Source organism: Tolypothrix bouteillei VB521301 (assembly GCF_000760695.4).
Taxonomy (GTDB): Bacteria; Cyanobacteriota; Cyanobacteriia; order Cyanobacteriales; family Nostocaceae; genus Scytonema; species Scytonema bouteillei_A.
Genome location: NZ_JHEG04000001.1, coordinates 6,278,312 through 6,298,478, shown reverse-complemented (window position 1 = coordinate 6,298,478; position 20,167 = coordinate 6,278,312). Strand labels below are relative to the sequence as shown.

13 protein-coding genes and 1 pseudogene are annotated in these 20,167 nt (G+C 43.2%); 5 read left to right on the top strand and 9 right to left on the bottom strand.

Features of this window, described 5'->3' with window-relative positions; all coding sequences use genetic code 11:
- The first annotated feature begins 20 nt into the window (after positions 1-20).
- Together HC643_RS25475 and clpB are read left to right on the top strand one after the other, a co-directional pair.
- A complete protein-coding gene (locus HC643_RS25475) occupies positions 21-1,670 on the top strand; it encodes an iron uptake porin (protein ID WP_050046878.1) in 1,650 nt (549 codons plus the stop codon).
- Positions 1,671-2,199: 529 nt separating this feature from the next.
- Positions 2,200-4,869, top strand: coding sequence for an ATP-dependent chaperone ClpB (gene clpB, locus HC643_RS25470; RefSeq protein ID WP_038092259.1), 2,670 nt, complete (start codon positions 2,200-2,202; stop codon positions 4,867-4,869).
- Positions 4,870-5,367: 498 nt separating this feature from the next.
- Here the strand turns inward: clpB and HC643_RS25465 are convergent, their stop codons facing one another.
- The 7 genes and pseudogenes from HC643_RS25465 to HC643_RS25435 form a co-directional block, all read right to left on the bottom strand.
- On the bottom strand, positions 5,368-5,622 hold the full coding sequence (locus HC643_RS25465; protein ID WP_050046879.1) for an RpnC/YadD family protein: 255 nt from the start codon (positions 5,620-5,622) through the stop codon (positions 5,368-5,370).
- Positions 5,623-5,678: 56 nt separating this feature from the next.
- Positions 5,679-6,554: pseudogene (locus tag HC643_RS25460) on the bottom strand (hypothetical protein).
- A gap of 453 nt (positions 6,555-7,007) precedes the next feature.
- On the bottom strand, positions 7,008-7,985 hold the full coding sequence (locus tag HC643_RS25455; protein WP_038124543.1) for an RpnC/YadD family protein: 978 nt from the start codon (positions 7,983-7,985) through the stop codon (positions 7,008-7,010).
- Between the two features lie 453 nt (positions 7,986-8,438).
- Positions 8,439-9,416, bottom strand: coding sequence for an RpnC/YadD family protein (locus HC643_RS25450; protein ID WP_038124543.1), 978 nt, complete (start codon positions 9,414-9,416; stop codon positions 8,439-8,441).
- A 453-nt stretch (positions 9,417-9,869) separates the two neighbouring features.
- Positions 9,870-10,847 carry an RpnC/YadD family protein gene (locus tag HC643_RS25445; RefSeq protein WP_038124543.1) on the bottom strand — a complete coding sequence of 326 codons (978 nt, stop codon included), beginning with the start codon at positions 10,845-10,847 and terminating at the stop codon, positions 9,870-9,872.
- 453 nt (positions 10,848-11,300) lie between these two features.
- Positions 11,301-12,278, bottom strand: coding sequence for an RpnC/YadD family protein (locus HC643_RS25440; protein ID WP_038124543.1), 978 nt, complete (start codon positions 12,276-12,278; stop codon positions 11,301-11,303).
- Positions 12,279-12,731: 453 nt separating this feature from the next.
- Positions 12,732-13,709, bottom strand: a complete 978-nt coding sequence (locus HC643_RS25435) for an RpnC/YadD family protein (protein ID WP_038124543.1) — start codon at positions 13,707-13,709, stop codon at positions 12,732-12,734.
- 219 nt (positions 13,710-13,928) lie between these two features.
- On the opposite strand from HC643_RS25435, the gene HC643_RS25430 reads away from it, so the two are divergent.
- Positions 13,929-14,120, top strand: a complete 192-nt coding sequence (locus HC643_RS25430; protein ID WP_167844752.1) for a hypothetical protein — start codon at positions 13,929-13,931, stop codon at positions 14,118-14,120.
- Positions 14,121-14,163: 43 nt separating this feature from the next.
- Here HC643_RS25430 and HC643_RS25425 read toward each other — a convergent pair whose 3' ends face one another.
- Positions 14,164-15,117: an RpnC/YadD family protein gene (locus tag HC643_RS25425; RefSeq protein ID WP_167844875.1), complete on the bottom strand. Its 954-nt coding sequence runs from the start codon at positions 15,115-15,117 to the stop codon at positions 14,164-14,166.
- 646 nt (positions 15,118-15,763) lie between these two features.
- Positions 15,764-16,711, bottom strand: coding sequence for a class I SAM-dependent methyltransferase (locus tag HC643_RS25420; protein ID WP_038074086.1), 948 nt, complete (start codon positions 16,709-16,711; stop codon positions 15,764-15,766).
- 492 nt (positions 16,712-17,203) lie between these two features.
- Here HC643_RS25420 and HC643_RS25415 point away from each other — a divergent pair, with 492 nt between their 5' ends.
- Both HC643_RS25415 and htpG read left to right on the top strand, forming a co-directional pair.
- Entirely contained in the window at positions 17,204-17,839 is a 636-nt protein-coding gene (locus HC643_RS25415) for a class I SAM-dependent methyltransferase (RefSeq protein WP_038074084.1), read from the top strand.
- Between the two features lie 219 nt (positions 17,840-18,058).
- The gene (gene htpG / locus HC643_RS25410; protein WP_038074081.1) at positions 18,059-20,056 is read left to right on the top strand and encodes a molecular chaperone HtpG; all 1,998 of its coding nucleotides are present in this window, start codon (positions 18,059-18,061) and stop codon (positions 20,054-20,056) included.
- The last annotated feature ends 111 nt before the right edge of the window (positions 20,057-20,167 follow it).

Sequence of the window (20,167 nt, the reverse complement as noted above, 5' to 3'; positions counted from 1 at the left end):
CAACTTTAAATAAAAAAATGATGGAGTTGAGCGTTAAGCAATGCAAGTGGCAGAGAATTCGTTCTCATAAACTGTTGGCGGGCAGTTCGATTGGCTGTATCATTTTTAGCCAACTGTGCTTTCCTTCCATGGCGAATTCTTTGCCTTCTCTACAGCGCCAAGAGGCAATTACCTCAACGGCGATGGATTTGGCAACGGATGGGGAAACAGATGCAAAGGATGAATTATCTGAAGATTTTACCGATAATTCAGCATCATCAGACACTGTAGCTCAAGAGTTTGCTCCACCAACTTCGGTTACAGAATTGTCTGATGTTCAACCAACTGACTGGGCTTATCAAGCATTGCGATCGCTCATGGAACGCTACGGCATTCTCTCTGGGTATTCTGATGGTAAGTTTCGCGGTAACCGCCCTGTGTCTCGTTATGAATTTGCTGCTGCTCTAGCGACTACTTTAGATAAAGTGGATGGTTTAATTGTCAATGCCATTGGCGAGCAGTACATTCAAGAGGATTTGGTGACTCTAAGGCGACTGCAAAAAGATTACCGCTCTGCCTTGGATCAATTGCAGCAAAGGATAGCGTCTACCGAAGAGCGGGCGACTCAACTTGAGGCGAATGAATTTTCTACTACGACCAAACTCAAAGGACAGGTGATTCTTGCCTTCACTAATGGTAGCAACTCGAGTACTACTATAATTGCTCGCGAACGGTTAAATTTCTTAACAAGTTTTAACGGTAATGATTTACTTCTAACTCAGTTGGAAGCAGGTAATAACGGTCTCGATAGTATTGGACAGGCGCAAGAGAAAAATGTCAACCTGTTAGGAACAAGCGGTTTGATTGCCAATGGCGGCGGACTTGATTACATAGAAGCCGATTCGGGTCTCAGTCTCAGGCGTTTGTATTACACTTTTCGCCCGGTTTCCGATTTAGCGGTGACTGTTGGGGCAAAAATTTCGCCACGGGATTTTATTGACCGTAATACTTATGCCAACAACGAAGCTGTTGATTTTAGTTCTAGCTTTTTTCTGAATAACCCCCTGATTGTCCAAAACCAAATCGATCGCAACGGCGGTGCAGGAGCTGTTCTTTCATGGAATCCAGGTAGCGGACCTTTTACTTTCCGTTCTCTCTATGTTGCTGCTGACGCCAATAATCCCAACTCCAGCAATGATGGGGGTTTGTTTGGGGATAGGTACCAAACCAGTGTGGAACTGGAATACGCTGCCCGCGATCGCTTTGCATTAAGAGTACAATATACTAATGCCGCAATTAATAATACTGATATTAATGCCTTTGGTGTGAATGCAGAGTACGCCCTTAACCGTTATGTAGGGGTATTTAGTCGGTTGGGATTTGGGAATTATCAGGGATTTAATACCGCTATCAACCAGGACTTGGATTTGCACTCCTTCAGTTGGTCGGTGGGATTGGGTCTTCGCAACCTCTTCATTCCTGGAACGACTGCGGGGATCGCTGTTGGTCAACCTTTCGTCACTAACGCATTGGGAAATGCAAATCAGGTTAACTTTGAAACATTTTACAATTTAGAGCTTAACGATAATCTCAGTATTACTCCTATACTGTCAATAGTCACAAATGCTGATAACAGCACTTCCAACAGTACAATTTGGCAAGGGACTCTCAGAACTGTAATTGTGTTTTAGGGTGAGTGGTTGATTGTTGACAGGGGCGCAAGGTTTTGTGCCTTACACTGTAGGGGCGAAGATTGCTCCCCAAGATCCAACAGTTATCACTGAGGATTACACGTAGCCACTAACCTCGGACTCTGGGCATTACCTACCCAACTAACTACTAACGACTAACCATTAACTAACCAATAGGTATAAGCAAAAATATGCCCCTCGTGCTTGTATATTAGTTTAGAGTTAGCACAAAAATTTATATCTTGTATGCCCACGACCCAATCTCGTTTCCAGGCAGAGCTTGAGAATACCTGCGCGAGGCTCAACTTCAAGTAGTAAAGTAGAAAGTACTGAGGCATCTCCAAGGAAAAAAGTTCACTGCAAAGCATGACAACAGTATTTTTTCTTCTGCCCTCAGCATAGTTGCCTTTTTCAATTTAGCGGTTACCGGATGGATAGGGAAAAATCCCTATTCTCTAGCCCCTAGCCTCTATACTTAGTTTAAAAACCAAAATCTAAAATATAAAATATAAAATCCAAAATCGTAAAGATGCAGCCTACAGATCCGAATAAATTTACTGATAAAGCTTGGGAAGCAATTGTCAAATCGCAAGATATTGTCCGCGCCTATCAACAACAACAGCTTGATGTCGAACACCTAGTGCTTGCTCTATTGGAAGAACCGACGGGACTCGCAACACGTATTTTTAGTCGGTGTGAAATTGACCCTTTGCGCTTGCAACAACAACTTGAATCTTTTACTCAGCGTCAGGCAAAAGTGGGGAAAAATGACCAACTTTACCTGGGTCGGAGCTTAGACCATATGCTGGATAAGGCTGAGGAAGCTAGAACAAAAATGAAGGATGGTTTTATCTCGGTTGAGCACTTACTGTTGGCTTTTACTGAGGACGATCGCATTGGACGGCGGGTTCTAAAAAGTTTTAATGTAGATGCGGCTAAGCTAGAGGCGACTATTAAATCCGTGCGTGGTAGTCAGAAGGTGACCGACCAAAATCCGGAGTCTCGTTATGAAGCTTTACAAAAGTTTGGTAGGGACTTAACCGAACAGGCAAAAGCTGGTAAGCTAGACCCGGTTATTGGACGAGATGACGAAATTCGTCGTGTCATACAGGTATTGTCTCGCCGTAGCAAAAATAATCCAGTATTGATTGGTGAACCTGGGGTAGGTAAGACCGCGATCGCAGAAGCGTTAGCGCTGCGTATTGTCAATGGTGATGTTCCTGAATCTTTGAAAAACCGTCAGTTGATTGCTCTGGATATTGGCAGTTTGATTGCTGGAGCAAAATATCGAGGTGAATTTGAAGACCGTTTGAAATCGGTGCTGCGAGAGGTGACAGAATCCAACGGGCAAATTGTTCTGTTTATTGACGAATTGCATACGGTTGTCGGTACGGGTTCCAACCAACAGGGCTCGATGGATGCAGGGAATTTGCTCAAACCAATGCTCGCACGGGGTGAACTGCGCTGTATTGGAGCAACAACTTTGGATGAGTACCGTAAATTTATTGAAAAAGATGCTGCTTTAGAACGGCGTTTTCAACAAGTTTTTGTAGATCAACCGAGTGTGGAGGATACTATTTCCATTCTGCGGGGATTGAAAGAGCGTTATGAAGTTCATCACAACGTAAAAATCTCTGACTCAGCATTGGTCGCTGCAGCAACACTGTCAGCTAGATATATTTCCGACCGCTTCTTACCCGATAAAGCAATTGACTTGGTGGATGAAGCAGCAGCACAGTTAAAAATGGAGATTACTTCTAAGCCAACAGAATTAGAAATCATTGACCGACGGTTGATGCAGTTGGAAATGGAAAAGTTATCTCTGGCTGGGGAAGAAAAAGCAACGGTTCAAACCAAAGAGCGTTTTGAAAGAATTGAGCAAGAAATTACTAGTTTAACGGAGAAACAGCAGAATTTAAACAATCAATGGCAGGGTGAAAAGCAACTGCTGGAAGCAATTAGCGCCCTGAAGCAGGAAGAAGAAAAGCTGCGGGTGCAAATTGAACAAGCAGAACGAGCGTATGATTTGAATAAAGCCGCTCAGTTGAAGTACGGGAAGTTGGAAGGAGTGCAGCGCGATCGCGAAGCTAAAGAAACCCAACTGCTAGAAATTCAAAGTACGGGAGCGACATTACTGCGAGAACAGGTTACCGAAGCTGATATTGCCGAAATAGTCGCTAAATGGACGGGTATTCCTGTAAATCGCCTGTTGGCATCGGAACGGCAAAAGTTGTTGCAATTAGAAAATCACCTGCACGAACGAGTGGTTGGTCAACAAAAAGCTGTATCGGCTGTTGCTGCAGCAATTCGTCGCGCCCGTGCGGGGATGAAAGACCCCGGTCGTCCTATTGGTTCGTTTTTGTTTATGGGACCGACGGGTGTGGGGAAAACAGAATTGGCTCGTGCTTTGGCACAGTTTCTCTTTGATTCGGCTGACTCTATGGTGCGTTTGGATATGTCAGAGTATATGGAGAAACACTCCGTGTCTCGTTTGGTAGGTGCGCCTCCAGGGTATGTGGGTTATGAGGAAGGAGGTCAGCTTTCCGAAGCAGTTCGCCGCCGTCCTTACTCAGTGGTGTTACTGGATGAGGTGGAAAAAGCTCACCCCGATGTGTTTAATATTTTGTTGCAAGTGCTTGAAGACGGTAGAATTACTGATTCTCAGGGACGAACAGTTGATTTTCGCAATGCTGTGATTGTGATGACCAGTAATATCGGTAGCGAACACATACTGGATATATCTGGGGATGACGCCAATTATGAAAGAATGCAGAATCGGGTAATGGATGCTTTGCGTTCTCACTTCCGTCCCGAGTTTCTCAACCGAGTTGATGAAACTATTTTGTTCCACACACTCAACCGCAGTGAAATGCGACAAATTGTACGCATTCAACTCAAACGGGTGGAAAGCCTCCTCAACGAACAGAAAATTTCCTTGGAAATATCTGCTGCAGCTTGCGATCGCTTGGTGGAAGTAGGATACGATCCCACTTACGGAGCAAGACCGATCAAACGGGCAATTCAACGGGAAGTGGAAAACCCATTAGCAACTAAGCTGTTGGAGAATACGTTTGTTCCCGGTGATACGGTAGTGATTGATGCTGGGGATAACGAACTGGTGTTTAGTAAGAAAATGGCGGTGAAGGTACCGACGACACAGGGGAAGACCTTGTTGATTGAAGCGTCACGCGAAGCTTAAATTTCACCCCCAACTCGCCTCTCTCCTACTAGGAGAGGGTGCATCCTGTTTTTGAAAATTCCCCTAAGAATAGAATTCTGGACGGCAGGCGCTTCAACGGGGGGAACCCCCGCAACGCGCTGCCTCGGCTACACAAACGCTCGTCCCTCCCTTGTATCTCAGGAGCGGAGACACTACGTGATGCGAAGCTATGCCCACAGGGCTATACGCCAGTTGCCATAGGCGGTTTTCCCGCCTATGGCACGAAAGTGCCACGCTGCGCTATCAGCACTGGTCTCACCGCCTGTAGCGCTGGACTCACTAGCATGAAGAGAAAGAACAAAATATTGGCAGAGCGGCTAACAGTTTAGTTGCTGCTCAAACAGTGCTCAAAAAACCGGGTATGTAGAGACATGGAGTGGAACAGGTTGGACACTTTCTACTCGCACCCGGTTGTGAATACAACGACACAATCGGTATGACTGATGGCTCTTGTGGTGGTTAGCGATCGCCCGAGTGCTAATTATTGCTAAAGCGAGCAATTAAGTCTTGCCGCGATAACTGCACGAGTAATGGTGTAAACTCTTCTGGTGGCAAAGCCAATATTGATTCAATAATTACCGACAATTGTGCATCAACAGAACCAAAACGAACTCTTAACAAGTTTTCTACAACTTGCCTTTGTCCTTCAAGTCGTCCTTCAAGTTTTCCTTCAAGTTTTCCTTCGAGTTTGGCAAGTTCGCGCTCTTGCTGATAAAGTGGTGCTAATCTCATAATCAACTCCCGATCTTCTAGTTCTGAACTTGTGGTGGTCAGTTATCAGGCGAGCGCTAATTATTGCCAAAGCGAGCAATTAAATCTTGCCGCGATAACTGCACGAGTAATGGCGTAAACTCTTCTGGTGGCAAAGCCAATATTGCTTCAATAATTGCCAACAGTTCTGCATCAACAGAACCAAAACGAACTCTTAACAAGTTTTCTACAACTTGCCTTTGTCCTTCAAGTTTGGCAAGTTCGCGCTCTTGCTGATAAAGTGGTGCTAATCTCATAATCAACTCCCGATCTTCTGGTTCTGAAATTGTTTGTGCTGCTAAATTTTGCCTGAGTGTGTACAACAATTCTAACGTGGCTTGACGAAACGGATGGCTGACGGGTAATGCTTCTAATTCATCAATGGCTTGGCTTTGTACTTTTCCTCTGCCCAACATTCTCAACCATAGTGTTTCTGGGGTAAGTGGTAGTTGATGAATCGCCACGATCGCGGTTCTGAAACTATCAGCGATGAAGTACACTCCACTCACCCAATCATCGGCTCTAGTTGCTCCAAATCCTGAAAGTAATTGACGTGAAGCGGTCGGTGTGAGTATCCAAAGTTTGGGAATAGCTGAGTCTGCTAAAGAGACGTTGTTGCGCTTGGCTTCTCGCCGCAATTCGCCCTTAATTTATAACAGTTTGAGCAAACAATCACAAATTTCTTCGGCGGATGCGGCATTGCGAAATGGTTCTAGGATAGCTGGTGTAGCAGCGATTCTACCTAACAATCCTAAAGTTTCCAATTGTTCTGTAGTCGTTGGTGTGGGAGCAAAGAAAATATCGATTTCTCTGACCTCTGCGCTGACCCGTCTGGGAACTTGTAGTTCGCCATAGGGTTGGAGTAATTTTTCGAGATAATCTTTGGCAAATTGGTCATGAAGAAATCGGGTCATGTTTTGAGATGTTGAGAGTTTTTTCCTGAGTGTTGTGAGTGTCATCTCCATCACCGAGTTTGTCTTCGTAACTCGAGGGTGTGACTAGCAGCTTGAAATCCGCTTTTTTCCCTAGATTGAAACGACTGTCTCAGCACTGTAGGAAGAGATTCGTCAGATTCTATCTTGTTTTGAAGACATGATTTCTCTCAGAAATTATGAGAATTTTAAATAGTTAAGATGGCAGAAAAATCTCGCATTTATGAATGAAATATATCTCTCATCCATCAATCTGTTTATTCTCTGTTGCTAGAAAAGTTGAGGTAATACCGACCGTGCGAGCACACAACTGTCATGCTAAGAAAAAAAACCGGGGATGTAGAGAAATCGAGTGGAACAGCTCGCACGCTTTCCACTCGCACCCGGTCGTAAATACAACGACGCGATCGGTATGACTGATGGCTCTTATGGTGGTTAGTTATCAGACGATTGCTGACTATTGCCAAAGCGAGCAATTAAATCTTGCCGCGATAACTGCACGAGTAATGGCGTAAATTCTTCTGGTGGCAAAGCTAATATTGCTTCAATAATTGCTGACAGTTGTGCATCAACAGAACCAAAACGAACTCTTAACAAGTTTTCTACCACTTGCCTTTGTCCTTCAAGTCGTCCTTCAAGTTTTCCTTCAACGCGTCCTTCAAGTTTTCCTTCAAGTTTTCCTTCAAGTCGTCCTTCAAGGCGTCCTTCAAGTTTGGCAAGTTCGCGCTCTTGCTGATAAAGTGGTGCTAATCTCATAATCAACTCTCGATCTTCTGGTTCTGAAATTGTTTGTGCTGCTAAATTTTGCCTGAGGGTGTACAACAATTCTAACGTGGCTTGACGAAACGGATGGCTGACGGGTAATGCTTCTAATTCATCAATGGCTCGGCTTTGTACTTTTCCTCTGCCCAACATTCTCAACCATAGTGTTTCTGGGGTAAGTGGTAGTTGATGAATCGCCACAATTGCGGTTCTGAAACTATCAGCGATGAAGTACACTCCACTCACCCAATCATCGGCTCTAGTTGCTCCAAATCCTGAAAGTAATTGACGTGAAGCTGTGGGAGTGAGTATCCAAAGTTTGGGAATAGCTGAGTCTGCTAAAGAGACGTTGTTGCGCTTGGCTTCTCGCCGCAATTCTCCCTTAATTTGTAACAGTTTGAGCAAACAATCACAAATTTCTTCGGCAGATGCGGCATTGCGAAATGGTTCTAAGATAGCAGGGAGTGCGGCGATTCTACCTAACAATCCTAAAGTTTCTCGCTGTTCTGTAGTGGTCGGTGTGGGTGCAAAGAAAATATCGATTTCTCTGACTTCTGCGCTGACCCGTCTTGGCACTTGTAGTTCGCCATAGGATTGGAGTAATTTTTCGAGATAATCTTTGGCAAATTGGTCATGAAGAAATCGGGTCATGTTTTGAGATGTTGAGAGTTTTTTCCTGAGTGTTGTGAGTGTCATCTCCATCACCGAGTTTGTCTTCGTAACTCGAGGGTGTGACTAGCAGCTTGAAATCCGCTTTTTTCCCTAGATTGAAACGACTGTCTCAGCACTGTAGGAAGAGATTCGTCAGATTCTATCTTGTTTTGAAGACATGATTTCTCTCAGAAATTATGAGAATTTTAAATAGTTAAGATGGCAGAAAAATCTCGCATTTATGAATGAAATATATCTCTCATCCATCAATCTGTTTATTCTCTGTTGCTAGAAAAGTTGAGGTAATACCGACCGTGCGAGCACACAACTGTCATGCTAAGAAAAAAAACCGGGGATGTAGAGAAATCGAGTGGAACAGCTCGCACGCTTTCCACTCGCACCCGGTCGTAAATACAACGACGCGATCGGTATGACTGATGGCTCTTATGGTGGTTAGTTATCAGACGATTGCTGACTATTGCCAAAGCGAGCAATTAAATCTTGCCGCGATAACTGCACGAGTAATGGCGTAAATTCTTCTGGTGGCAAAGCTAATATTGCTTCAATAATTGCTGACAGTTGTGCATCAACAGAACCAAAACGAACTCTTAACAAGTTTTCTACCACTTGCCTTTGTCCTTCAAGTCGTCCTTCAAGTTTTCCTTCAACGCGTCCTTCAAGTTTTCCTTCAAGTTTTCCTTCAAGTCGTCCTTCAAGGCGTCCTTCAAGTTTGGCAAGTTCGCGCTCTTGCTGATAAAGTGGTGCTAATCTCATAATCAACTCTCGATCTTCTGGTTCTGAAATTGTTTGTGCTGCTAAATTTTGCCTGAGGGTGTACAACAATTCTAACGTGGCTTGACGAAACGGATGGCTGACGGGTAATGCTTCTAATTCATCAATGGCTCGGCTTTGTACTTTTCCTCTGCCCAACATTCTCAACCATAGTGTTTCTGGGGTAAGTGGTAGTTGATGAATCGCCACAATTGCGGTTCTGAAACTATCAGCGATGAAGTACACTCCACTCACCCAATCATCGGCTCTAGTTGCTCCAAATCCTGAAAGTAATTGACGTGAAGCTGTGGGAGTGAGTATCCAAAGTTTGGGAATAGCTGAGTCTGCTAAAGAGACGTTGTTGCGCTTGGCTTCTCGCCGCAATTCTCCCTTAATTTGTAACAGTTTGAGCAAACAATCACAAATTTCTTCGGCAGATGCGGCATTGCGAAATGGTTCTAAGATAGCAGGGAGTGCGGCGATTCTACCTAACAATCCTAAAGTTTCTCGCTGTTCTGTAGTGGTCGGTGTGGGTGCAAAGAAAATATCGATTTCTCTGACTTCTGCGCTGACCCGTCTTGGCACTTGTAGTTCGCCATAGGATTGGAGTAATTTTTCGAGATAATCTTTGGCAAATTGGTCATGAAGAAATCGGGTCATGTTTTGAGATGTTGAGAGTTTTTTCCTGAGTGTTGTGAGTGTCATCTCCATCACCGAGTTTGTCTTCGTAACTCGAGGGTGTGACTAGCAGCTTGAAATCCGCTTTTTTCCCTAGATTGAAACGACTGTCTCAGCACTGTAGGAAGAGATTCGTCAGATTCTATCTTGTTTTGAAGACATGATTTCTCTCAGAAATTATGAGAATTTTAAATAGTTAAGATGGCAGAAAAATCTCGCATTTATGAATGAAATATATCTCTCATCCATCAATCTGTTTATTCTCTGTTGCTAGAAAAGTTGAGGTAATACCGACCGTGCGAGCACACAACTGTCATGCTAAGAAAAAAAACCGGGGATGTAGAGAAATCGAGTGGAACAGCTCGCACGCTTTCCACTCGCACCCGGTCGTAAATACAACGACGCGATCGGTATGACTGATGGCTCTTATGGTGGTTAGTTATCAGACGATTGCTGACTATTGCCAAAGCGAGCAATTAAATCTTGCCGCGATAACTGCACGAGTAATGGCGTAAATTCTTCTGGTGGCAAAGCTAATATTGCTTCAATAATTGCTGACAGTTGTGCATCAACAGAACCAAAACGAACTCTTAACAAGTTTTCTACCACTTGCCTTTGTCCTTCAAGTCGTCCTTCAAGTTTTCCTTCAACGCGTCCTTCAAGTTTTCCTTCAAGTTTTCCTTCAAGTCGTCCTTCAAGGCGTCCTTCAAGTTTGGCAAGTTCGCGCTCTTGCTGATAAAGTGGTGCTAATCTCATAATCAACTCTCGATCTTCTGGTTCTGAAATTGTTTGTGCTGCTAAATTTTGCCTGAGGGTGTACAACAATTCTAACGTGGCTTGACGAAACGGATGGCTGACGGGTAATGCTTCTAATTCATCAATGGCTCGGCTTTGTACTTTTCCTCTGCCCAACATTCTCAACCATAGTGTTTCTGGGGTAAGTGGTAGTTGATGAATCGCCACAATTGCGGTTCTGAAACTATCAGCGATGAAGTACACTCCACTCACCCAATCATCGGCTCTAGTTGCTCCAAATCCTGAAAGTAATTGACGTGAAGCTGTGGGAGTGAGTATCCAAAGTTTGGGAATAGCTGAGTCTGCTAAAGAGACGTTGTTGCGCTTGGCTTCTCGCCGCAATTCTCCCTTAATTTGTAACAGTTTGAGCAAACAATCACAAATTTCTTCGGCAGATGCGGCATTGCGAAATGGTTCTAAGATAGCAGGGAGTGCGGCGATTCTACCTAACAATCCTAAAGTTTCTCGCTGTTCTGTAGTGGTCGGTGTGGGTGCAAAGAAAATATCGATTTCTCTGACTTCTGCGCTGACCCGTCTTGGCACTTGTAGTTCGCCATAGGATTGGAGTAATTTTTCGAGATAATCTTTGGCAAATTGGTCATGAAGAAATCGGGTCATGTTTTGAGATGTTGAGAGTTTTTTCCTGAGTGTTGTGAGTGTCATCTCCATCACCGAGTTTGTCTTCGTAACTCGAGGGTGTGACTAGCAGCTTGAAATCCGCTTTTTTCCCTAGATTGAAACGACTGTCTCAGCACTGTAGGAAGAGATTCGTCAGATTCTATCTTGTTTTGAAGACATGATTTCTCTCAGAAATTATGAGAATTTTAAATAGTTAAGATGGCAGAAAAATCTCGCATTTATGAATGAAATATATCTCTCATCCATCAATCTGTTTATTCTCTGTTGCTAGAAAAGTTGAGGTAATACCGACCGTGCGAGCACACAACTGTCATGCTAAGAAAAAAAACCGGGGATGTAGAGAAATCGAGTGGAACAGCTCGCACGCTTTCCACTCGCACCCGGTCGTAAATACAACGACGCGATCGGTATGACTGATGGCTCTTATGGTGGTTAGTTATCAGACGATTGCTGACTATTGCCAAAGCGAGCAATTAAATCTTGCCGCGATAACTGCACGAGTAATGGCGTAAATTCTTCTGGTGGCAAAGCTAATATTGCTTCAATAATTGCTGACAGTTGTGCATCAACAGAACCAAAACGAACTCTTAACAAGTTTTCTACCACTTGCCTTTGTCCTTCAAGTCGTCCTTCAAGTTTTCCTTCAACGCGTCCTTCAAGTTTTCCTTCAAGTTTTCCTTCAAGTCGTCCTTCAAGGCGTCCTTCAAGTTTGGCAAGTTCGCGCTCTTGCTGATAAAGTGGTGCTAATCTCATAATCAACTCTCGATCTTCTGGTTCTGAAATTGTTTGTGCTGCTAAATTTTGCCTGAGGGTGTACAACAATTCTAACGTGGCTTGACGAAACGGATGGCTGACGGGTAATGCTTCTAATTCATCAATGGCTCGGCTTTGTACTTTTCCTCTGCCCAACATTCTCAACCATAGTGTTTCTGGGGTAAGTGGTAGTTGATGAATCGCCACAATTGCGGTTCTGAAACTATCAGCGATGAAGTACACTCCACTCACCCAATCATCGGCTCTAGTTGCTCCAAATCCTGAAAGTAATTGACGTGAAGCTGTGGGAGTGAGTATCCAAAGTTTGGGAATAGCTGAGTCTGCTAAAGAGACGTTGTTGCGCTTGGCTTCTCGCCGCAATTCTCCCTTAATTTGTAACAGTTTGAGCAAACAATCACAAATTTCTTCGGCAGATGCGGCATTGCGAAATGGTTCTAAGATAGCAGGGAGTGCGGCGATTCTACCTAACAATCCTAAAGTTTCTCGCTGTTCTGTAGTGGTCGGTGTGGGTGCAAAGAAAATATCGATTTCTCTGACTTCTGCGCTGACCCGTCTTGGCACTTGTAGTTCGCCATAGGATTGGAGTAATTTTTCGAGATAATCTTTGGCAAATTGGTCATGAAGAAATCGGGTCATGTTTTGAGATGTTGAGAGTTTTTTCCTGAGTGTTGTGAGTGTCATCTCCATCACCGAGTTTGTCTTCGTAACTCGAGGGTGTGACTAGCAGCTTGAAATCCGCTTTTTTCCCTAGATTGAAACGACTGTCTCAGCACTGTAGGAAGAGATTCGTCAGATTCTATCTTGTTTTGAAGACATGATTTCTCTCAGAAATTATGAGAATTTTAAATAGTTAAGATGGCAGAAAAATCTCGCATTTATGAATGAAATATATCTCTCATCCATCAATCTGTTTATTCTCTGTTGCTAGAAAAGTTGAGGTAATACCGACCGTGCGAGCACACAACTGTCATGCTAAGAAAAAAAACCGGGGATGTAGAGAAATCGAGTGGAACAGCTCGCACGCTTTCCACTCGCACCCGGTCGTAAATACAACGACGCGATCGGTATGACTGATGGCTCTTATGGTGGTTAGTTATCAGACGATTGCTGACTATTGCCAAAGCGAGCAATTAAATCTTGCCGCGATAACTGCACGAGTAATGGCGTAAATTCTTCTGGTGGCAAAGCTAATATTGCTTCAATAATTGCTGACAGTTGTGCATCAACAGAACCAAAACGAACTCTTAACAAGTTTTCTACCACTTGCCTTTGTCCTTCAAGTCGTCCTTCAAGTTTTCCTTCAACGCGTCCTTCAAGTTTTCCTTCAAGTTTTCCTTCAAGTCGTCCTTCAAGGCGTCCTTCAAGTTTGGCAAGTTCGCGCTCTTGCTGATAAAGTGGTGCTAATCTCATAATCAACTCTCGATCTTCTGGTTCTGAAATTGTTTGTGCTGCTAAATTTTGCCTGAGGGTGTACAACAATTCTAACGTGGCTTGACGAAACGGATGGCTGACGGGTAATGCTTCTAATTCATCAATGGCTCGGCTTTGTACTTTTCCTCTGCCCAACATTCTCAACCATAGTGTTTCTGGGGTAAGTGGTAGTTGATGAATCGCCACAATTGCGGTTCTGAAACTATCAGCGATGAAGTACACTCCACTCACCCAATCATCGGCTCTAGTTGCTCCAAATCCTGAAAGTAATTGACGTGAAGCTGTGGGAGTGAGTATCCAAAGTTTGGGAATAGCTGAGTCTGCTAAAGAGACGTTGTTGCGCTTGGCTTCTCGCCGCAATTCTCCCTTAATTTGTAACAGTTTGAGCAAACAATCACAAATTTCTTCGGCAGATGCGGCATTGCGAAATGGTTCTAAGATAGCAGGGAGTGCGGCGATTCTACCTAACAATCCTAAAGTTTCTCGCTGTTCTGTAGTGGTCGGTGTGGGTGCAAAGAAAATATCGATTTCTCTGACTTCTGCGCTGACCCGTCTTGGCACTTGTAGTTCGCCATAGGATTGGAGTAATTTTTCGAGATAATCTTTGGCAAATTGGTCATGAAGAAATCGGGTCATGTTTTGAGATGTTGAGAGTTTTTTCCTGAGTGTTGTGAGTGTCATCTCCATCACCGAGTTTGTCTTCGTAACTCGCGGGTGTGACTAGCAGCTTGAAATCCGCTTTTTTCCCTAGATTGAAACGACTGTCCAAGCACTGTGGCAAGAGATTCGTCAGATTCTATCTTGTTTTGAAGACATAATTTTTCTCAGAAATTATAAGAATTTTCAATAGTTAAGATGGCAGAAAAATCTCGCATTTATGAACGAGATATCTCTCTCATCAAGCAATTTGTATATTCTCTGTTGCTAGAAAAATTGAGGCAATACCGAGCGTGCGAGCACACAACTGTCATGCTAAGAAAAAAAACCGGGGATGTAGAGAAATCAAGTGGAACAGCTCGCACGCTTTCCACTCGCACCCGGTCGTGAATACAACGACGCGATCGGTATGAATGATGGCTCTTATGATGGTTCAGTTATCAGACAATTGCTGACTATTGCCAAAGCGAGCAATTAAATCTTGCCGCGATAACTGCACGAGTAATGGCGTAAATTCTTCTGGTGGCAAAGCTAATATTGCTTCAATAATTGCCGCCAGTTGTGCATCAACAGAACCAAAACGAACTCTTAACAAGTTTTCTACAACTTGCCTTTGTCCTTCAAGTTTTCCTTCAAGGCGTCCTTCAAGTTTTCCTTCAAGTCGTCCTTCAAGTTTTCCTTCAAGTTTGGCAAGTTCGCGCTCTTGCTGATAAAGTGGTGCTAATCTCATAATCAACTCCCGATCTTCTGGTTCTGAAATTGTTTGTACTGCTAAATTCTGCCTGAGGGTGTACAACAATTCTAACGTGGCTTGACGAAACGGATGGCTGACGGGTAATGCTTCTAATTCATCAATGGCTTGGCTTTGTACTTTTCCTCTGCCCAACATTCTCAACCATAGTGTTTCTGGGGTAAGTGGTAGTTGATGAATCGCCACGATCGCGGTTCTGAAACTATCAGCGATGAAGTACACTCCACTCACCCAATCATCGGCTCTAGTTGCTCCAAATCCTGAAAGTAATTGACGTGAAGCGGTCGGTGTGAGTATCCAAAGTTTGGGAATAGCTGAGTCTGCTAAAGAGACGTTGTTGCGCTTGGCTTCTCGCCGCAATTCTCCCTTAATTTGTAACAGTTTGAGCAAACAATCACAAATTTCTTCGCTAGATGCGGCATTGCGAAATGGTTCTAAGATAGCAGGGAGTGCGGCGATTCTACCTAACAATCCTAAAGTTTCTAATTGTTCTGTAGTCGTCGGTGTGGGTGCAAAGAAAATATCGATTTCTCTGACCTCTGCGCTGACCCGTCTTGGCACTTGTAGTTCGCCATAGGATTGGAGTAATTTTTCGAGATAATCTTTGGCAAATTGGTCATGAAGAAATCGGGTCATGTTTTGAAATGTTAAAAGTTGTTTCCTAAGTGTTGTGAGTGTCATCTCTACCACCGAGTTTGTCTTCGTAACTCGAGGGTGTGACTAGCAGCTTGAAATCCGCTTTTTTCCCTAGATTGAAACGACTGTCTTAGCAGTGTAGGAAGAGATTCGTCAGATTTTATCTGATTTTGAAGATATTATTTCTTACGGAATTTATGAGAATTTTAAATATTTGAATTGGAAGAAAAATTTTCTAGTTATAAATGGGATATTTGTCTCATTAGGAAATTTATTCACGCTCTCTTTGCCAGAAACTTTAGGTAAAGATGGAGAGTGAGATAAGCACAACTGAACGGCTAATGCTGGAGCATAATACTACCGGAATGTAAAAAATATTTACTATGGTTACTAATAGCTAACTTGCGGATTAAATGCTTCTTTAAACCTGGGTATGTGGAGAAATAGAGAGGAATAAGTTGTACGCTTTTCACTCTCACCCAGTTTTGAATACAACTACAGAATCTAGTATGACTGATGAGCGATCGCCAGTCAGGTGGTCACTGATAATTGCCAAAGCAAGCAATTGAGTTTTCCCATGATAACTGCACGAGTCATTGAGTAAACTCTATTCAGTATGACTGATGAGCGATCGCCAGTCAGGGGATTATTTTTTTGCCATTGACCGTATTAACATTTGTGGTAGCCAAGAAAGATAATACTGTATTTGCTGTGCCTGACTGTACAGCGACAATAGCTTTGCCTCTTTTTGGAAATGATATGGTAGAAGCGATTTGAGAATTTTTTCAAATTTATTTCCCGCTACATTCGGAATTAAACCGCTCACAGAATAATGTTGTAAATGTGGAGGTAATTCCCAGTTAATTTTAGGGTCTGGCTCATGTATGACAGGTTCGACATTTCCCCGCCATGCAACTCCCATGATTTGCATGGTTTGATACACCATTGTGTTCCAGCCTTTTTCTTTCAAGTAGTTCAATCCTTGACCGACATCGGGAGAAGCTAAATCGTGAAATAAAATTAAGGCATCTTCTTCTGCAACTTGTTCGCAAATGATGGTATCCTCAAGCGGTGCTGGTGCTTCGTGATGACCGTCTATAAATATCAATGACCATTTTCGTTGCAATTTATTTGCTAACTCTTCTACTTTTTGAGGGCTACGTCCTGGTATTAAATTTACAGCTTCCTTCACCCCTGCTCGCTTCAACGAATCTGTGACGCTTTCATGAAATAATTGCTGGGATAGCATGGGGTCGATAACATCTAGCTCCACGCCTCCTAGAGCTAAATGACAAGCAGACCAACCCATCCAACAGCCTATTTCTAAAGCTTTTTTTCCTTGAAATTTTAAGGCTGTGTTGTAAAGAATATGAGCTTCATCTCTGCTGACAAATCCTACCCCCTTCTGTCGCTTATCAACGTACCAGTTATGAGCAATATTCCGGCGTAAGTAAAGCCAAAAGGAATCATATGTATTTCCTAAAATCATATTGGGAAAACATGAATCTGGTTGAATAATGGAAAATCCTGGTGAAACATAATCTCCCTCTGGCAATATACCGCCTTCTATCACTTTTACTGTTTTTTCAATCATTGAGATTCCTTGTACTACTCAAACTGGTTAGAGTCCTTGTTAATGGTGCTTAACAAGTCCACGGGTATCCATCTAGTATCGAAGGTTGCTATTACAAACAAAACGGGCAATATGCAGTATCTCGTCTCATATACTGTTATGCCCGCTCGTTGCTTCTAGTTTGATTTTCAGTACCAGCATGGAAATTTTACTTTTGTGCGTTTGATTATACTATGAGTCAAGTCAAAAACTGCGTTATAAGCTGCTGAGTAAATTGTCAGATTGGTTTTGAACGGTCTTGTGTTGCAGGTAGGCGCATTCCATGCGGGAGTAGTGCAGGCTTTTTTCTTTAGGTTGAGGATATTCGCGCCTCCCTGCTAGCAGTGTGCGATCGCTTTGGTAGCAAGTATAAAGCTTATCTATCTAGCATCTGTTACTTCCAGTCATTTTTAGGGCAATCTGTAATGGTATACCAGTACATTAAGTAGTTTATTGAATTAGGAAGGATATTTTATGCAACTCATTAGTTCGTTAAACATTAAAAATTCTGAGTATTTATCTAAAGACAGGCTCATCAGCTATCACCACCAGATGCGTCTAATATTTTCTCTTGGTCACCAAGTTAAAAACGTTCTGGAAATAGGAATTTTTAATTCTTTAATGACTCACTTACTAAAATCAAGCGGCTATAACGTTACGACTGCTGATATTGACCCGAGCTTAAGACCAGACTTGATTGTGGATTTGGCCAGCGATTTTTCACTACCAAAAGATACCTTCGATGCCATCGTACTTTTTCAAGTTTTGGAACACTTGCCCTACGAGCACTCAGAACAAGCCCTACAAAAACTTGCAGAAGCAACAAAGAGATTTGTGGTAATTTCTATTCCCTCATGCTCTCGATTTTTAGCTATCCAAGTGAGATTTGCCTATTTCCAACGACCAAGGCACTTGTTTCTCAACATACCAAAGTTTTGGAGCACAAAGCCCATATGTAACCAGCACTGCTGGGAGATGGGTTTAAAAGGATACCCTAAAAAGCGGATTTTAAATTCTGTCGCTAAGGCTGGTTTAACCGTCAAACAAGAATTTGTCGATCCTACCTACCCGTATCACTACTTTCTGGTAATGGAAAAACATAGTAAGTAATACTTAGACTGAACCCATCAAAACTCATAAGGAGTAGGGATATCCGAATAAGCGCTTGGGGGCAAACAATGCATAAAAAACGCACTACTCCTTTTGGTGGAGCATTAAAATTCTAATTGGTATAATGCTACATTCCCTGGTTTACCCCCTAGATGCGGAGGACTAGGGTATGATGCCAAGTGCGATCGTTTAAATTAATTGCATTGAAGATTACCAGTCATGCTAGAACAAGGCACTATCAGTATTCATACTGAGAATATTTTCCCAATTATCAAGAAGTCCCTTTACTCCGATCACGAAATCTTCTTACGGGAGTTGGTTTCCAATGCTGTAGACGCTATCCAAAAACTGAAGATGGTGTCCCGCGCAGGGGAGTATTCGGGGGAAATTGGCGAACCGGAAATTCAAATTGCCATAGACAAGGATAAAAAAACCTTATCTATCACCGATAACGGTATCGGGATGACGGCGGAGGAAGTTAAGAAGTACATCAACCAAGTTGCCTTCTCAAGTGCTGAGGAATTTATCCAGAAGTATGAAGGCAAATCCGACCAGCCAATTATCGGTCACTTTGGTCTTGGTTTCTACTCGTCCTTTATGGTGGCGCAGAAGGTCGAAATCGATACTCTGTCCTATAAAGAAGGGGCTCAAGCAGTTCACTGGAGTTGTGACGGTTCTCCACAGTTCACTTTGGAAGAGTCATCCCGTACAACCTTGGGTACAACAATAACTCTAACCTTGCAAGAGGAAGAACTGGAGTACTTAGAAACCGCCCGCATCAAACAACTTGTTAAAACTTACTGTGACTTTATGCCCGTACCCATCAAACTTGATGGTGAGGCAATCAACAAGCAAAGGGCAGTGTGGCGGGAGACTCCCAGTAGTTTGAGTAAAGAAGATTATTTAGAGTTTTACCGCTATCTGTATCCTTTCCAAGAAGAACCGTTGCTCTGGGTGCATCTAAACACAGATTATCCTTTCATTATCAACGGTATTTTGTACTTCCCCAGGTTAAAGCCGGATGTTGATGTGACGAAAGGGCAGATTAAGCTATTCTGCAATCAAGTTTTTGTCAGCGACCACTGTGAAGAAATTATTCCACAGTTCCTGCTGCCAATGCGGGGTGTGATTGACAGTACTGATATTCCTTTGAACGTATCGCGGAGTGCTTTGCAAACCGATCGCACCGTGCGGAAAATTGGCGATTATATTGCTAAAAAAGTGGGCGATCGCCTGAAGGAACTCTACCGCGACAATCGCGAACAGTACGTCAGTGCTTGGAAAGACTTGGGTACTTTCGTCAAATTTGGCGTTCTCAATGACGAGAAATTTAAGAAACAAGTGGAAGACATTATTGTTTTCCGCAGTACCTATCAACCAACCAGCAGCCCGCAACCAGCAGCTAACCCAACAGTTGAAGTTGAGGTACAATCTCAAGAAGGTGATGTGTGGCAAGACGTAACTCCCAGTTCTGAGTCTTCAGCCCCAACTTCCCAGTTACCCTACACTACCTTGAAAGAGTATCTGGAGCGCAACAAAGAACGTCACGAAAACCGTGTCTTCTACGCTACCGATGAAGCGTCGCAAGCGACTTACATAGAGCTGCATAAAAACCAAGGTTTGGAAGTCCTGTTTATGGACTCCTTCATCGACACCCACTTTATTAACTTCTTAGAGCGGGAATATAATGATGTCAAATTTACACGGGTAGATTCTGACTTAGACAACACCTTGCTGGATAAAGACCAAGATAAGGAGATTGTCGATCCAAAGACAAACAAAACTCGGAGTGAAACTGTTAAAGAGCTCTTTGAGAAAGCTCTTAACAAACCCAAGGTGAATATCCGCACCGAAGCATTGAAAGCAGACGATCCTCAAGGGACACCACCAGCCATGGTGCTTTTGCCAGAAATCTTACGCCGCTTGCGGGAAATGAATGCTTTAATGCAGCAACAGCAAGCAGAGTTTCCTGAAGACCATATTTTGCTGGTCAACACATCTCACCCACTGATTCAAAATTTGGCAAGTCTCAGTCAAAGCAGTATTATTCAAGGGGAAGGCGAGTCACCTACCGGACAGCTTGTGAAAATGATTTGCCAACACATCTACGATCTGGCACTTATGTCTCAAAAAGGTTTTGATGCTGAAGGAATGAAATCTTTTGTTGAGCGTTCTAACGAAGTGCTTACCAAGCTGACTCAAGAAGCAACAAAGTAGGGGTTGCAAAGCCTGTGATGTCCTGTAGTTCATACCAAATCGGTTGCGATCGCCTAGCGATAGAAATCGCGGCTACACTAATGAAGTCCGCACAAGCAGACTAAATTATGA

Bases quoted from the DNA above. Each gene is read 5' to 3' on its own strand.
- HC643_RS25475 (WP_050046878.1), top strand. From the start codon at position 21: ATGGAGTTGAGCGTTAAGCAATGCAAGTGGCAGAGAATTCGTTCTCAT.
- clpB (WP_038092259.1), top strand. From the start codon at position 2,200: ATGCAGCCTACAGATCCGAATAAATTTACTGATAAAGCTTGGGAAGCA.
- HC643_RS25465 (WP_050046879.1), bottom strand. From the start codon at position 5,622: ATGAGATTAGCACCACTTTATCAGCAAGAGCGCGAACTTGCCAAACTC.
- HC643_RS25455 (WP_038124543.1), bottom strand. From the start codon at position 7,985: ATGACCCGATTTCTTCATGACCAATTTGCCAAAGATTATCTCGAAAAA.
- HC643_RS25450 (WP_038124543.1), bottom strand. From the start codon at position 9,416: ATGACCCGATTTCTTCATGACCAATTTGCCAAAGATTATCTCGAAAAA.
- HC643_RS25445 (WP_038124543.1), bottom strand. From the start codon at position 10,847: ATGACCCGATTTCTTCATGACCAATTTGCCAAAGATTATCTCGAAAAA.
- HC643_RS25440 (WP_038124543.1), bottom strand. From the start codon at position 12,278: ATGACCCGATTTCTTCATGACCAATTTGCCAAAGATTATCTCGAAAAA.
- HC643_RS25435 (WP_038124543.1), bottom strand. From the start codon at position 13,709: ATGACCCGATTTCTTCATGACCAATTTGCCAAAGATTATCTCGAAAAA.
- HC643_RS25430 (WP_167844752.1), top strand. From the start codon at position 13,929: ATGGCAGAAAAATCTCGCATTTATGAACGAGATATCTCTCTCATCAAG.
- HC643_RS25425 (WP_167844875.1), bottom strand. From the start codon at position 15,117: ATGACCCGATTTCTTCATGACCAATTTGCCAAAGATTATCTCGAAAAA.
- HC643_RS25420 (WP_038074086.1), bottom strand. From the start codon at position 16,711: ATGATTGAAAAAACAGTAAAAGTGATAGAAGGCGGTATATTGCCAGAG.
- HC643_RS25415 (WP_038074084.1), top strand. From the start codon at position 17,204: ATGCAACTCATTAGTTCGTTAAACATTAAAAATTCTGAGTATTTATCT.
- htpG (WP_038074081.1), top strand. From the start codon at position 18,059: ATGCTAGAACAAGGCACTATCAGTATTCATACTGAGAATATTTTCCCA.